The following is a 13,391-nucleotide window of genomic DNA, read 5'->3' on the forward strand; positions in this document are numbered from 1 at the left end:
GGTTGCCCGACGGCTCGACCGGTCCCGGGCGTGTGCCGCCTCGGTGGCGGGCACGGGCGCACGAGGTCGCGGGTACGGACGCATGAAGGAGGAGATGTGGCACGACCAGGCCAACGTAGGTCCGGTCGCGCGCGGGCCGGTTCAGGCGCCCAGCGCCGCCGCTCGCCGCGGCCCGCGGAGCAGGGGATCATCCCGGTGCTCGCGGACGTCGCCCGCGAGGTCGACGGCGCCGTGCGGCGACCTCCGACCAGCCAGGCGGTGCGGACGAAGTTCCAGGTCGTGGCGCTGCTCATGCGGGAGGAGCGGGCCAGGGTGCGGGCCGACGACGCCCTGTCCGAGTCCCAGCGGACCCAGCAGCTCAAGCGGCTCGACGGCGTGGCGACGCTGCTGGCGAAGATCGCCGCCCGGGATACCTCGCTCCTCGAGCTGCTCGCCGAGGACGCTCGCGTGTCGGACGCCGCGCGCGAGTACAAGGCGACAGTGATGCGGGCCGGCGGGCTGGAGCCGCCCGCGGAACCACCGCCTGCCGCGCCCACCGCGCCCGCGCCGGGTGCCGAGAAGCGGGTGGTGCCCCGTTCGGTGATCTCCCGGCAGCTCGCGAACCCGTTCCTCGCCCCGGACTTCGAGGCCGCGGCCGAGCGGCTGGCCCCGCGGCCCCGTCGCCTGGCCGGCTGGGAGCTGCTCGAGCCGCTCTTCCGGTCCTTCGAGCACGCCGGTCCAGGAGCACCCGCCTGCATGCCGCTGCCCGAGGCGCGCTCCGTGTCCGCACCCAGCGGCCGGCAGCTCATGCCGCACCAGGCCCAGGTCGTCGAGGCCACGGCCCGCGGGCACCGCACGTTCCTGCTCGCCGACGAGCCGGGGCTCGGCAAGACCGCCCAAGCACTCCTCGCCGCCCAGGCGGCCGACGCCTACCCGCTGCTGGTCGTGGCACCCAACGTGGTGAAGACGAACTGGGCGCACGAGGTGGGCATGTGGACCCCGCGGCGCCGGGCGACGGTGGTCCATGGCGACGGCGAGCGGATCGACGGGTTCGCGGACGTCGTGATCGTGAACTACGAGCTCCTCGATCGGCACGTCGGCTGGCTCGGCGACCTCGGCTTCCGCGGGATGATCGTCGACGAGGCGCACTTCATCAAGAACAAGGGTTCCCAGCGCTCCCAGCACGTGCTCGCCGTCTCCGAGCGCATCCGAGCCCGCGCGGCCCGCCCGCTCCTGATGGCGCTCACCGGCACCCCGCTGATCAACGACATCGAGGACTTCCGGGCGATCTGGCAGTTCCTCGGCTGGATCGACGACGAGAAGCCGCTGGGCGCGCTGCTGACCGCCCTCGAGGAGACCGGCCTCACCCCGGCCGACCCGGGGTTCTACGCCGCTGCCCGGACCACCGTGATCGACCGGGGCATCGTGCGCCGCCGCAAGGCCGACGTCGTCGCCGACATCCCCGCCCGGCGGGTGGCGGACCTGCCGGTCGAGCTCGACGGCGCGGCGGGCCGCTCGATCCGTGCCGCCGAGGACGCGCTCGGACGCCGTCTGGTCAGCCGCTACCGGGCCGCCCTGGAGGCGCGCGCCGAGGGCGTGGCCGCCGGTATCGTCGACGACGTTCTCGACGACGGCGTCGAACGCAGGGTCGACGTCGAGCTCGCGCGCCGGGTCGCCGCCGCGGAGCTGAAGGACTCGAGCTCGAAGTCCGGTGGCGAAAACGTGTTCACCATGGTCCGCCGGATCGGGCAGGCCAAGGCCGGGCTGGCTGCCGACTACGCCGCGCAGCTGGCCCGCAACGTCGGCAAGGTGGTGTTCTTCGCCAAGCACGTCGACGTCATGGATCAGGCCGAGCAGACGTTCGCCGCTCGCGGCATCGGCTACGCCTCGATCCGTGGCGACCAGACCGCCAGGGCGCGCGAGAAGAACATCGCCGCGTTCGTGAACGACCCCGACGTGCCGATCGTGGTGTGCTCCCTGACGGCCGCCGGGGTGGGGCTGAACCTTCAGGTGGCCTCCAACCTGGTGCTGGCCGAGCTGTCCTGGACCTATGCGGAGCAGACCCAGGCCATCGACCGGATCCACCGGATCGGCCAGGCCGAACCCGTGACGGCGTGGCGGATCATCGCCGCCCAGACCATCGACTCCACGATCGCGGAGCTCATCGACAGCAAGTCAGGGCTGGCCGCCAGGGCGCTGGACGGGGCCGGGGACGAGGACGTGGCCTCGTCCACGGACGTTCAGCTCGAAGCCCTGGTCACGCTGCTCACCGATGCGCTCGCCGTGGACGCGGCGCCCTGAGCTCACTCGTCCGGCACCCCCACTCGTCCGCGTGATCTGCGACGAACTCGGCGAACGCGCGCGGCGGGCGGCCGGTCAGCTCGAGCACCGCGGTGCTGACCTGGTCCTCGCGACCCTCCTCGATGCCGCGCTCGACGGCGGCGAGAGCGTCGGCGAACGACGTCGGTAGTCCGGAGGCGCGGTAGGCGGCTGCCTGTTCCTCCTGGGTCATCCGTGCGACCCGAACCATCCTGCCGGTCCGCGCGGTGATGATCCGCGCCGCCTGTGGGTAGCTCATCCCGTGCGGCCCGGTGACCAGGTAGTCGCTCCGAGGGTCCGTCACCCGGCCGGCGAGCAGCGCGGCGGCGGCGGCCGCGATGTCCCGCGCGTCGACCCAGCCCAGCTCGCCGTCGCCCGCCGCGGTCCGGATCTCCCCGTGTCGGTGGATGCGTTCGCCCAGGGGGTGCGGGCGCAAGAAGTTCTGCATGAAGCCGGACGCGCGGAGCACCACCCCACCCGGCTGGGCTCGGACCCGAGCGGCCATCTCCACGGCGCTGGGCGCGTTCGGCAGCACGATGGCGGAGCCGAGCAGCACGAGGCGCCGGACACCGGCCCGCTCCGCCCGCTGCAGGAAGGGCTCGACCTGCGGCAGCGGGTCCACGCTCTCCACCGGCGGCAGCAGGAAGACCCGATCCATCCCGTCGAGGGCTGGGCCGTGCGTGGCAGGATCCCCCCAGTCGAAGCGGGTCGCGTCGGGGTCGTCCGCGACCGGCCGCCGGCTGGCGACCCGGGTGCGCACACCCGCGTCGCGGAGCCTGTGCACCAGCGCCCGGCCGGTCCTGCCGGTCCCTCCGGTCACGAGAACCCCGGCCATCAGGCGTCCTTCCTCTCCGGCGTGCTGACCAGCCCCGAGCCGACCAGCCCCGAGCTGACCAGCCCCGAGCCGAGCAGGCCTGCGAGATCCCCGGCGGCGGCCGCCGCCGACAGCGGGCTCCAGTAGTCCCGGAACAGGGTGATCAGCCCGTCGCGGACCGTCAGGACCACGATGTAGTCCAGGCGGTAGGGGAGAGCGGTGGCCACGGTGGTTCCGCTGGCCGTCCACTCCACCACGACGGTGTCGCTCCGGTCCGTCGGCCGCACGGTGAGGGCGGCCACCTCCGCCATGTCCATCAGGTCCGGGTAGTGGGCGAGGTAGGCGCGTACCTCCTCGCGTCCGTGGAGCACGCGAGGGGAGGTCCCCGCCGCGAAGGGGAACTCGGCGATCCCGTCGGGCGCCCACAGGTCGGCCACGGCATCCATGTCCTTGGCCAGCATCAGGTCGGTCATGCGGCGAAACGTGTGTTCGGGCGTGCTGGACATCAGTTCTCCTCGTGGTCGAGCGGCGTGGTTCCTCGGTGTGGTTCCTCGGCGTGGTTCCTCGGTGTGGTGCCGAGCAGTGCGACCACCATGCGCGGCACACCGAGGACTGCGGAACGGACGGATGAGCCCCGGACCAGCAGGGTGAGGCATGGCCACCCGTTCTGTGCTCGCTCTGTGCCAGCTCTGTGCCAGAGTGGGCGGGTGAGCAGCCAGGAGCTCGCAGACTTTCTTCGCCGCCGCCGCGAGGACCTGCGACCAGAGGACGTGCCGGGTGAGGTGGCGCTCTCGTCCGGTCGACGCGCGCGTCGGACACCCGGACTGCGCCGCGAGGAGGTCGCCGCCCTGGCCCAGGTGTCGGTGAGCTACTACGAACGGCTGGAACGGGCGCGAGCGCCCCGGCCCTCGCCGCAGGTGCTGTCCGCGCTGGCGAGAGCTCTCCGGCTCGCCGACGCGGAGCGGGACCACCTGGCCCGCCTGGCCGGGCAGGTGCTGCCCGCAGGGGACGCCGGCGCCCCGGAGCACGCCTCCGAGGACGCCCGGCAGCTGCTCGGCCGGCTCGACGGCATCCCCGCGTACGTGGTCAACGACCGCCAGGACATCGTGGCCTGGAACGCGGCCGCCGCGGCCCTGATCACGGACTTCGCCGGTCTGCCGCCCAAGGAGCGCAACGTCACGCGTATCTCGGTGCGGTTCCGCGACACGCTCTGCGCCGGCGTCCCCGGCGCGGAGTCCTACTTCTCCCGGCAGACGGCCGCCCAGCTGCGGGCGGCCAGTGCCCGGTATCCCACGGACAGCGTGCTCGCGGAGGTCGTCAACGAGTTCGCGACCCACGATCCGGAGTTCGCGAGCAGCTGGCGCGACCACGCCGTCCGCCCCGTACCCAGCGTCCGGAAGCGCCTGCGGCACCCCACGGCGGGGGAGCTGGAGGTCGACCGGAACACCCTCGGCCTGCCGGGTTCGGGGCTCTCCCTGGTGATGTACACGGCGGACGCCGGGAGCCCCGGCGCCGCCGCCTTGAAGAGCCTCTGACCAGGTGTCAGTGGGTCTCGCGGTCCACGGCGTCGCCGATGTACCCGTCGACGTCGTCGTCCACACCGTCGAGGTTCATGTCTGAGGTACGCGCGCGTCGTGCGTCCCAGCGCAGCGAGACGGCGCCGAGGACCGCGGCGAGCACCGAGGCACCGAGGACCGCGATCTTGGCGCCGTCGGCATGGTCGGACGCACCGAAGGACAGCTCGCTGATCAGCAGCGACACGGTGAATCCGATACCGGCCAGGAACGCGACGGGCAGCAGGTCACGCACGCCGATGCCCGCGGGCAGGCGCAGCGGCGTCATCCGCGTGACCAGGGCGGCGGCGCCGAGGATACCGATGAGCTTGCCCAGCACGAGCCCGGCGGTGATCGCGAGAACCACCGGCTGTCCGATCAGGGCGGCGGGCCCGTCGCCGCCGACCAGCGTCACCCCCGCGGCGAAGAACGCGAACACCGGCAGCGCGAGCCCCTGGGAGATCGGACGGACCGCGTGCTCGAAGGCGTGAGTGCGGGAGGTGGCCTCGCCGTGCCTGGCGAGCGCCGGGATCGTGAAGCCGAGTAGCACTCCGGCGACCGTCGCGTGCACCCCGGAGGAGTGCATCAGCGTCCAGGCCACCAGCGCGAGCGGCAGCAGGACGACCGGCAGGGGCCTGCGTGAGCGGACGTGCCAGGCGAACAGTGCCACGCACGCCACGGCGCCGGCGAGCGGCCACCAGTGGATGGTCTCGGTGTAGAACACGGCGATCACGATGATCGCCAGCAGGTCGTCCACGACGGCGAGCGTGAGCAGGAACGTGCGGATCGCGACCGGCAGGCCGCGGCCGAAGATCGCCAGGACACCGAGAGCGAACGCGATATCGGTGGCCGTCGGGATGGCCCAGCCGGGCAGCGCGCCCGAGTCGCCGAGCGCGAGGACCACACCGACGTAGACCAGGGCGGGCAGGGCCATGCCACCGACCGCCGCGACCATCGGGACGCCGGCCTCCCTCGGGTTGCGCAGGCTCCCGGCCACGAACTCGTGCTTGAGCTCGACACCCACCACGAAGAAGAAGATCGCCAGCAGCCCGTCGGCCGCCCACGTGCTCAACGACAGGTCGAGGTGGACGGGCAGCGGCCCGATCGACGCGGGGCCGACCACCGCAGCGGACAGCGACGTGTACGCCTCGCGCCAGGGCGAGTTGGCCCACAGCAGGGCGAGGATCGCAGCCCCGATCAGGAGCGCGCCCCCGGTGGTCTCGCGGGAGACCCAGGTTCGAAAGCGCTGGGGGAACGGGAGGGGAGGGGTGGTGCTCGGCACGAAGGTCCTCTCGGGGCCGGTGGGGTTGTCTTTGAGGACCGGCCGTCGGCCGGTCCACGCCGACCAGACTTCCCGGCACACCTGGCGTCCACTCTACCTGTCCTGGAGACCTGTCCTGGAGTCCTGTCCCGGCGACTGGTCCTGGAGCCCGGCGTGGGGCGCGTGCTCATGCCCGGTCTCCTTCGCGAGCGGTCAGCCCGGTCGCCACCAGGTCGACGAGCAGGTCAACGGTCTTGCGGTACGTGCAGGGGTCTCCGCCGGCGATGTGCGTGGCGTTGAAGGGTACGAGCAGCACCGACTGCAGCACCCCCACGACGGCGTCCGGGTCGTCGCCGGCGAGGTCGCCGCGCCGTTGCCGGTCGGCCACGTAGGCCGCGAGCGCGGTGCCCGGGTTGTTGTCGCCCATCGCGGCCATCCGCTGCGGGTCGAGCCGTGCCGCGACCGCCGACATCTCCTCCGGATGGGTCACCAGGCGCCGCCACAGCGGGTTGGTCTCCAGCACCTCGAGCGTGGCGTGCAGGAACCGGCGCAGGCCCTCGCGTGTGTCGTGCGTCGACAGCAGCGCCTGGTCGATGACCTGGGACTTGACCTGTCCTGCCTCACCCAGCATGAGCTCCAGGTACAACGCTTCCTTCGAGTCGAAGAACTGGTAGAAGGTGCTCTTCACGATCCCGGCCGGAGCGACCAGCTCCTCCAGCGCCGTCTTGCGCAGGCCCTGCCTGGTGAACAGCTCCCGTCCCGCCGTCAGCAGGGCCTGGCTGATCCGGTCGCGCTCCTGCGTCGTGAACCCTCGTGGCACGGTCGGCCTCCTCTCGCTGGGTCTGTCGTGGGACCATCCTGAGCCCGTGAAAACAAACGAGTCAATATGTTTTGACGCAGTGGGGTACGAGGTCTACCGTCGTTCGTGGTGTGCCGGGAAGCCTGGTCGGCGTCAGCTTTGTCGACCTATCAAGGAGGTCTCCGATGAAGGCGCTGATCATGACCCTGGGCACCCGCGGCGACGTGCAGCCGTTCGTCGCCCTGGCCCGGGCGCTGGGCGCGGCGGGCCACGACGCGGTCCTCTGCGCGCCGCACCGCTTCGCCGGCTTCGTCACCGGCAACGGCGTGACGTTCGCTGGCGTCGACGACGGGCCGATGCGACAGCTGGACTCGCCGGCCGGGGCGGGCCAGGCGTTCGCGGGCGGCGTCCGGACCCGGCTGCGGCAGATCCGCGAGATGCCGTCGACGTTCCACCAGGTCCTGGCCGACTCCTGGCAGGTCGCCGCCCACGGCGCCGGCGCGGGAGCGGACGTCGTCGTCCACAACGGGCAGATCCTGGCCGGCCAGCACGTGGCCGAGGCGCTGGGGATCCCGGCCGTCCTGGGGCTGCCGCTGCCCATGTACGTTCCGACGCGCGAGTTCCCGTGGCCCGGCCAGTCGCTGCCGTTCGGCCTCCCGGGGCCTCTGAACCGCGCCACGTTCGGCGGGATGCGGCTGCCCGCGGCCATGTTCGGGCGCGTGCTCGACCGGTGGCGGCGCGACGAGCTCGGTCTGCCGGCCAGGCCTGGCCGCCACGACCCCACGGTCCGGCCCGACGGCGGTGCGGCCACGGTGCTGCACGCCTACAGTCCGTCCGTCCTGCCGCGCCCCGCGGACTGGCCCGCGGAGGCGGACGTCACCGGGTACTGGTTCCTCCCGCCCGAGCCGGCGCTCCCGGCCGACGTCGAGCGGTTCCTGGCCGACGGTCCCGCTCCGCTGTTCGCGGGGTTCGGCTCGATGTCGGGCACGGACCCGCGGGCGAGCACCCGGGCCGTGGTCGAGGCCGCCGCACTGACCGGGCACCGGCTCGTGCTGGCCACCGCCTGGGGCGGGCTCGACCACGAGGCGGCGAACGACGCAGCGGCCGAGCGCGGGGTGGAGCTCGTCGTCGTCGGCGACGTGGACTATCAGCGGCTGTTCCCGCGGATGGCCGCGATCGTGCACCACGGCGGGGCGGGCACGACCGGCACCGCGTTCATGGCGGGGCGGCCGCAGGTCGTGTGCCCGTTCGTCGCGGACCAGCCGTTCTGGGGGCGGGTGGCGAGTGCGCGCGGGGTGGCCCCGGAGCCTCTGCACCAGCGCGGGCTCACCGCGTCGCGGCTCGCGGACCGGGTCGCCGAGGCGTGCGCGCCGGCGACGACGTCGGCGGCGGCAGGCCTCGGGGAGCGCATCGCTCAGGAGCGGGGTCCGGACCGGGCGGTCGCCCTCGTCGAGCGGGCGGTCGAGGGACGCTCGTGAAGCCCCCGGCTGCGCCCGGTCAGGAAGGAGCCGGCCGGCCCGCGCTCCGGGGTGCGACGAGCGCGGCCGCGCCGAGCATGAGCACTCCGCTGATCGCGGTGATGGCGAGCTGCGGGGCGAGCTCGAGGTGGCCGGGGCCGGCGAGCAGGTTGAGTGCCGTGAGCGGCAGTGCGTGTGCGAGCACGGCCGGCCAGACGCTTCCCCAGCGTACGACCAGCGCGCTGAGCAGGATGCCGAGCGGGAGCAGCAGGAGGGTCGAGCTGATCGCGGCGGACCAGGGCAGGGTGCCCTGAAGTGCCATGGCGCCGTGCAGCGGGACGTGAAAGGCCACCCAGACCAGCGCGATCGTCGTCGAGCTGCGCCAGAATCCCCACGGGCTGAGGGCGCGCTGCAGGAAGGCGCGCCACGCGACCTCTTCGCCGAACGTGCTGAGCGTGAGCAGGACGACCGCGACGGGCAGCGCCGCCGCGATGGTGATGAGCTCTGCGCCGCCGAGCAGGGTCGCGAGGCCGGTGGATCCGGCGATCAGTGCCGCAGCCGCGTAGACGGCGAGCAGGATCACCACTCCCGCGAGCGCTCCCGCGAGGAACCGCCGCCATCCGCCGGGGCGGAGGCCCCACCAGTGTGCGATCCCACCGGGCAGCGGGACGACGCGTAGCACGACAAGGGTGACGAGCGCGGGCAGCCATCGGCCGACGATCACGAACCAGTCGGGGATGGGGGCGCCGACGAGCACGAACGTGCCGCAGATGGCCGTGATGGCGGCCAGGACGATGACGCTGAACAGGAGGGCGGCGCGGAGCTCGCGTGGATTTGTACGCTGCACAAATAGGCACGCTAGCATTGGTCCGATGACAGGGCAACGACGTCGTGGACCGCGCGGAGACGTCTCCGCGGCACTCATCATCGACGCCGCCGAGCGGGTGCTCGACGAGGACGGGTTCCGTGGGCTGAGCCTGCGCGGCATCGCGGCGGCGGCCGGCATCACGCCCAACGCCATCTACACGTACTTTCCTGACGTGGAGGCGCTGCGCAACGACGTCGGTGACCGTTTCCTCGGCACGTTCGACCTCACGCCTCTCGGTTCCACGCCGGACTCAGAGTCGCTGGCGGCCTTCCTGCGCGGGGTGCTCGCACGTTTTCGTGACCAGCCCGCTCGTGCCGAGATCCTGGCCGCGCAGCGCGTCATCGGGCCGCACTCGCTCGAGCTCAACGAGGCCCTGCTGCGCTTCTTCGACGCGGCAGGGCTGCCTGAGGAGCGCGCGTGGTCGGCCACGGGCTTCCTGACCGAGTGGGTGCACGGCGCCGCCGTGCTGTCGCCCTCGGCGTCGCCGTCGCCCGCCTTCCTGGCCCGCCTCGGTGCGATCGACCTCGACGCCTATCCGCGCACCGCGGCGATGCTCGGTGCGTCACCGCAGCCGGACGACCTGGTGCTGGTCGCGAGCGCGCTGCTCGCCGGAGGGTCTCGCCGGAGGCCTTCTGGGTGAGGTCGCGTGGTGAGGTCTCGTGGTGAGGTCTCGCGCGCCCCGTAGAATCTCGCACGGTACGACCGGGCGGAGCGCTGATGGCAGGCAGGGAGGACGCGGACGATCGGATCCGCGCCATGGTGACGAACGGCCGCTTCGAGAGCATCGAGGCGGCTCATCTGGTGCTGGAGCCGGTCATGCGCGCCATCGCGTCCGCCGTCGGCGAGCACTGCGAGGTCGTGCTGCACGACCTGAGCCAGCGCGACCTGGACCACACCATCTACGCGATCGTCAACGGGCACGTCACCGGCCGGAAGGTCGGCGGGCCGTCCACGAACCTCGGCCTCGAGGCGGTGCGGGACGAGGATGCCGAGCACAACGAGTTCGGCTACTCCGGCCGTACGGCCGACGGGCGTGAGCTGCACTGCTCGTCGGTCTACTACCGGAACGCGGCGGGGCGGATCATCGCCGCGCTCTGCATCAACGTGGACCTGACGCCGCTGCAGACGGCCCAGAACATCCTCGGCACGCTGATGCCCTCGGCGGCGCCGGAGAAGCGCGACCGCGAGCTCCACACGCACGACATCGCGAGCCTGCTCGACACCATGATCGCCGACGCCATCTCGGTGGTCGGCCGTCCGGTGGCGATGATGGACAAGTCCGACCGGATCGCCGTGCTGCGCACCCTCGACGGTCTGGGGGCCTTTCACGTCAAGCGTTCGGTCGAGACGGTGGCGAAGCGCCTGGGGATCTCCAAGGTCACCGCGTATGCCTACCTGGACAAGATGCGTTCGGAACGAGAATGAGTGTGTCGGCCCGTAGGTTTTACGTGAACGAAACGTCTTGGTCGTAGACGTTTCGTTCAGAGGGTGGTCAGACTACTCAGGTCCGGAACGAGGTCGGCAACGCGGCCTGACCCGACGCCGGACCTTGATCTGACTACCCGGAGGTTCTGGTGGCTGGGACGGCTACGACGCCGCTGAGCGGCACGCAGAAGCGCACGATCGCCGGCGGCGCGATCGGGACGCTCATGGAGTACTACGACTACTACCTGTACGGCCTGGCATCGGCCGCGATCTTCCCAGCGGTGTTCTTCACCGGTGAGGACCCGATCGTCGCGCAGCTGTCGTCGTTCGCGACGTTCGCGGTCGGCTTCTTCCTCCGCCCGGTCGGCGGCCTGGTGTTCGGTCCCATCGGTGACCGTGTCGGACGCAAGACGGCGCTGATGATCACGGTGGTCGGCATGGGCATCGCCACGGCCGGCATCGGGCTGATCCCCCCGGAGTCGTCGATCGGCATCGCCGCGCCCCTGCTGCTGATCTTCTTCCGCATGTGCCAGGGCTTCTTCGTCGGCGGCGAGATGGGCGGAGCCGCGACGATGGTCGTCGAGCACGCACCGGTCGGCAGGCGCGGCATGTACGGCGCGTTCCTCATCAGCGGCGCCGGCATCGCGAACGTGGCGTCCGCCGGCCTCATGGCCGGCCTGGGTCTCGGCCCGGAGTCCTGGTTCATGACCTGGGGCTGGCGCATCCCCTTCGTGATCGGCCTCGTGCTCGCGATCATCGCGATCGTGCTGCGCAGCAAGCTCGAGGAGTCGCAGGAGTTCAAGGACGTCAAGCAGGCCCAGGCGGACGCCGGTGTGAAGAGCAACCCGATCAAGGAGGTCTTCCGGCACCCGAAGAACGCGATCATGGGCATCCTCATCGGCCTGCCGCAGAGCATCGCCGGGTACGTCGTGCTCACGTTCGGCATCGCCTACATGGTGAACCAGAACGACATCCCCGCCTGGCAGGGTTTCGCGGGCACCATGATCGTCGGCATCCTGCAGATCTTCGTCGCCCCGGCCTACGGGGCGCTGTCCGACCGGATCGGCCGCCGCAAGGTGTACATAGCGGGCTGCATCGGCTTCGCGGTGCTCGTGTGGCCGACATTCCTGCTGTTCGGTACGAGCAACCTGATCCTGATCTGGGCCGGGATGATCCTCGGCTTCGTGATCCCCGGCGTGGCCATGCAGGCGACGCTGCAGACCATGCTGGCCGAGATGTTCGACCCGGAGGCCCGCACCACCGGCGTGAACATCGGGTACCAGATCTCCAACACCCTCGGCGGCGGGCTCGCGCCCTTCATCTGCACCGCGCTCGTCGCGCTGGTCGGCGGAGAGATCTGGCCGGTGGTCGTGTACTGCGCGGTGATCTGCGTGGTCGGCGCCATCGCGACCGGCAGCGCGCGCATGAGTACCGACGGCTCCCGCCTCCACGACCTGAAGACGGTGCCGGGGACGCCCCGCTCGACCTCCAGGGCGTGAGTCCGGAGACCGAGGCCCACCCCGCATCGGGTGCGGGGCGGGCCTCGGTCTCGTGCGGTGCGGTTGCTCTCGGTGCGTGTTCTCGTGCGGCGCGGTGTGCTCGGCTCAGCGCCTCGCGGCCGCCATCCACTCCCAGATGCGCGCGCCGTCGTGGCGCGGGTCGTTCCGGGCGACGTAGATCCACGACCAGTGCCCGGGGAAGGTGTTCCCGTCCCAGGTCACGCCGTCGTACATGGTCATGATCGATCCGTCGATCCGCTCGTGGGCGTAGACGGTGTTGTCCTCGGGGTCGAGTGTGGTGTCGTCGGCCGAGGCCACGAGCCACGTCGGCGTCGTCATCGCCGCGAGCTCGTCGTCGGAGATGAAGTAGGCGCCTGAACCGTCGCGCGCGCCGATCCCGCAGCAGATCGGAACGGAGCTCGCGAACGTCTCCGGGTGCTCGGCGACCATCTTGAGCGACATGTACCCGCCGTTCGAGCAGCCGACGACGTGGATGCGGCTCGCGTCGATCCGGTGCGCCGCCGCGACCTCCTCGATCGCCTCCAGGACGAGCGGCGCGAAACCGTCGCCGTCCTGCATCCACGCCGACGTCGCCTGCGGTGCGAGCACGTAGGCGCCGCCGAAGAGCGCCTGCGCCTCCGGCGTCGCGAAGCCGAGCGCGCCCCGGTTGGCCCGCAGCTGAGCCTCGTTGTCGTAGTAGTCGTACCCGTCGGTCCGCAGGCCGCCCTCGCCGCCGCCGTGCAGCCAGACGACGAGCGCCGCACCGTCACGACCCCGCCCGCGCTCCGGGGAGAACAGCCGGTAGTTCAGGCCGGACGCCGTCGCGTGGTGGGTGAACGCGTCGACCTCCGGGTCGGACAGGCGGTCCTGACGGAACGAGCCGAGCACGACGGCGCCCGACCCGCCCCTGCCGCGCAACGGCTCGACCTGGGTGATCACGTAGCCGAGGTCCAGGAGCACGTTGCGGCCGTACGCGCCCATGTACTGCAGGGTGCCGCCGCCGTCGACCCCCCACCCGTGCTCCAGCCCCAGCGAGATCGCGCCACGGCGCGTCCAGTCCGCCCCGGTCACCAGACGGTCCTGCTCGTAGGCGACCTCGCCACTCAGCGGGTTCGTGGCGGTGACACGGACGGTGAACGTCGACGTGGTGAGCGACGACCGCTCCACGCGGCTCAGGGCGGGGGAGGAGATGACGAGTGAGGTCACCTGCTCACCGCCGTCGAGCACCTCGGCGACGGGGGTCACCAGGGCATCGCCACGTTCGCGGGTCTCGGCGCTCGCGGCCGGGACGCCCAGCAGGGCCGACGCGCCGACGGCGGCACCGGAGACGAGCAGAGTGCGGCGGGTGAGAGGGGTACGCATGGCGGAACTCCTTCGTTCGGGGCCAGAGGCCGGCATGCGCGAGCGCGTCACCAAC

The 13,391-nt window shown here is 71.9% G+C and carries 12 protein-coding genes; 6 read left to right on the forward strand and 6 right to left on the reverse strand.

Going from position 1 to position 13,391, the window contains the following annotated elements; genetic code table 11:
• Window positions 1–96 precede the first annotated feature (96 nt).
• Window positions 97–2,280, forward strand: a complete 2,184-nt coding sequence (locus ACYVK7_RS07465; RefSeq protein WP_460887054.1) for a DEAD/DEAH box helicase — start codon at window positions 97–99, stop codon at window positions 2,278–2,280.
• Here ACYVK7_RS07465 and ACYVK7_RS07470 read toward each other — a convergent pair.
• Together ACYVK7_RS07470 and ACYVK7_RS07475 are read right to left on the reverse strand one after the other, a co-directional pair.
• Window positions 2,246–3,133, reverse strand: coding sequence for an NAD(P)H-binding protein (locus ACYVK7_RS07470; protein WP_460887055.1), 888 nt, complete (start codon window positions 3,131–3,133; stop codon window positions 2,246–2,248). The genes ACYVK7_RS07465 and ACYVK7_RS07470 overlap by 35 nt on opposite strands.
• Window positions 3,133–3,618: a nuclear transport factor 2 family protein gene (locus ACYVK7_RS07475; protein WP_460887056.1), complete on the reverse strand. Its 486-nt coding sequence runs from the start codon at window positions 3,616–3,618 to the stop codon at window positions 3,133–3,135. The genes ACYVK7_RS07470 and ACYVK7_RS07475 overlap by 1 nt, the downstream gene beginning before the upstream one ends.
• Window positions 3,619–3,819: 201 nt before the next feature.
• On the opposite strand from ACYVK7_RS07475, the gene ACYVK7_RS07480 reads away from it, so the two are divergent.
• The gene (locus ACYVK7_RS07480; RefSeq protein ID WP_460887057.1) at window positions 3,820–4,647 is read left to right on the forward strand and encodes a helix-turn-helix transcriptional regulator; all 828 of its coding nucleotides are present in this window, start codon (window positions 3,820–3,822) and stop codon (window positions 4,645–4,647) included.
• 7 nt (window positions 4,648–4,654) lie between these two features.
• Here the strand turns inward: ACYVK7_RS07480 and nhaA are convergent, their stop codons facing one another.
• Window positions 4,655–5,947: a Na+/H+ antiporter NhaA gene (nhaA, locus tag ACYVK7_RS07485; protein ID WP_460887058.1), complete on the reverse strand. Its 1,293-nt coding sequence runs from the start codon at window positions 5,945–5,947 to the stop codon at window positions 4,655–4,657.
• Window positions 5,948–6,113: 166 nt separating this feature from the next.
• Window positions 6,114–6,746, reverse strand: coding sequence for a TetR/AcrR family transcriptional regulator (locus ACYVK7_RS07490; protein ID WP_460887059.1), 633 nt, complete (start codon window positions 6,744–6,746; stop codon window positions 6,114–6,116).
• Between the two features lie 164 nt (window positions 6,747–6,910).
• On the opposite strand from ACYVK7_RS07490, the gene ACYVK7_RS07495 reads away from it, so the two are divergent.
• Complete coding sequence (locus ACYVK7_RS07495) at window positions 6,911–8,203, forward strand: glycosyltransferase (protein ID WP_460887060.1); 1,293 nt, start codon at window positions 6,911–6,913, stop codon at window positions 8,201–8,203.
• A gap of 19 nt (window positions 8,204–8,222) precedes the next feature.
• Here ACYVK7_RS07495 and ACYVK7_RS07500 read toward each other — a convergent pair whose 3' ends face one another.
• Window positions 8,223–9,029, reverse strand: a complete 807-nt coding sequence (locus ACYVK7_RS07500) for a CPBP family glutamic-type intramembrane protease (protein ID WP_460887061.1) — start codon at window positions 9,027–9,029, stop codon at window positions 8,223–8,225.
• Window positions 9,030–9,054: 25 nt separating this feature from the next.
• Between ACYVK7_RS07500 and ACYVK7_RS07505 the strand changes: the two genes are divergently transcribed.
• From ACYVK7_RS07505 to ACYVK7_RS07515, 3 genes are all read left to right on the forward strand, one after another.
• Window positions 9,055–9,690: a TetR/AcrR family transcriptional regulator gene (locus tag ACYVK7_RS07505; protein ID WP_460887062.1), complete on the forward strand. Its 636-nt coding sequence runs from the start codon at window positions 9,055–9,057 to the stop codon at window positions 9,688–9,690.
• A 77-nt stretch (window positions 9,691–9,767) separates the two neighbouring features.
• A complete protein-coding gene (locus tag ACYVK7_RS07510; RefSeq protein ID WP_460887063.1) occupies window positions 9,768–10,475 on the forward strand; it encodes a helix-turn-helix transcriptional regulator in 708 nt (235 codons plus the stop codon).
• Between the two features lie 149 nt (window positions 10,476–10,624).
• Complete coding sequence (locus ACYVK7_RS07515; protein WP_460887064.1) at window positions 10,625–11,974, forward strand: MFS transporter; 1,350 nt, start codon at window positions 10,625–10,627, stop codon at window positions 11,972–11,974.
• 105 nt (window positions 11,975–12,079) lie between these two features.
• Here the strand turns inward: ACYVK7_RS07515 and ACYVK7_RS07520 are convergent, their stop codons facing one another.
• A complete protein-coding gene (locus tag ACYVK7_RS07520) occupies window positions 12,080–13,336 on the reverse strand; it encodes a prolyl oligopeptidase family serine peptidase (protein ID WP_460887065.1) in 1,257 nt (418 codons plus the stop codon).
• Between the last annotated feature and the right edge of the window lie 55 nt (window positions 13,337–13,391).

It is taken from the genome of Promicromonospora xylanilytica (assembly GCF_054782895.1).

Excerpts from the sequence above, each read along its gene's own strand:
- ACYVK7_RS07470 (WP_460887055.1), bottom strand. The coding sequence starts at position 3,133 with ATGGCCGGGGTTCTCGTGACCGGAGGGACCGGCAGGACCGGCCGGGCG.
- ACYVK7_RS07475 (WP_460887056.1), bottom strand. The coding sequence starts at position 3,618 with ATGTCCAGCACGCCCGAACACACGTTTCGCCGCATGACCGACCTGATG.
- ACYVK7_RS07495 (WP_460887060.1), top strand. The coding sequence starts at position 6,911 with ATGAAGGCGCTGATCATGACCCTGGGCACCCGCGGCGACGTGCAGCCG.
- ACYVK7_RS07505 (WP_460887062.1), top strand. The coding sequence starts at position 9,055 with ATGACAGGGCAACGACGTCGTGGACCGCGCGGAGACGTCTCCGCGGCA.
- ACYVK7_RS07510 (WP_460887063.1), top strand. The coding sequence starts at position 9,768 with ATGGCAGGCAGGGAGGACGCGGACGATCGGATCCGCGCCATGGTGACG.
- ACYVK7_RS07520 (WP_460887065.1), bottom strand. The coding sequence starts at position 13,336 with ATGCGTACCCCTCTCACCCGCCGCACTCTGCTCGTCTCCGGTGCCGCC.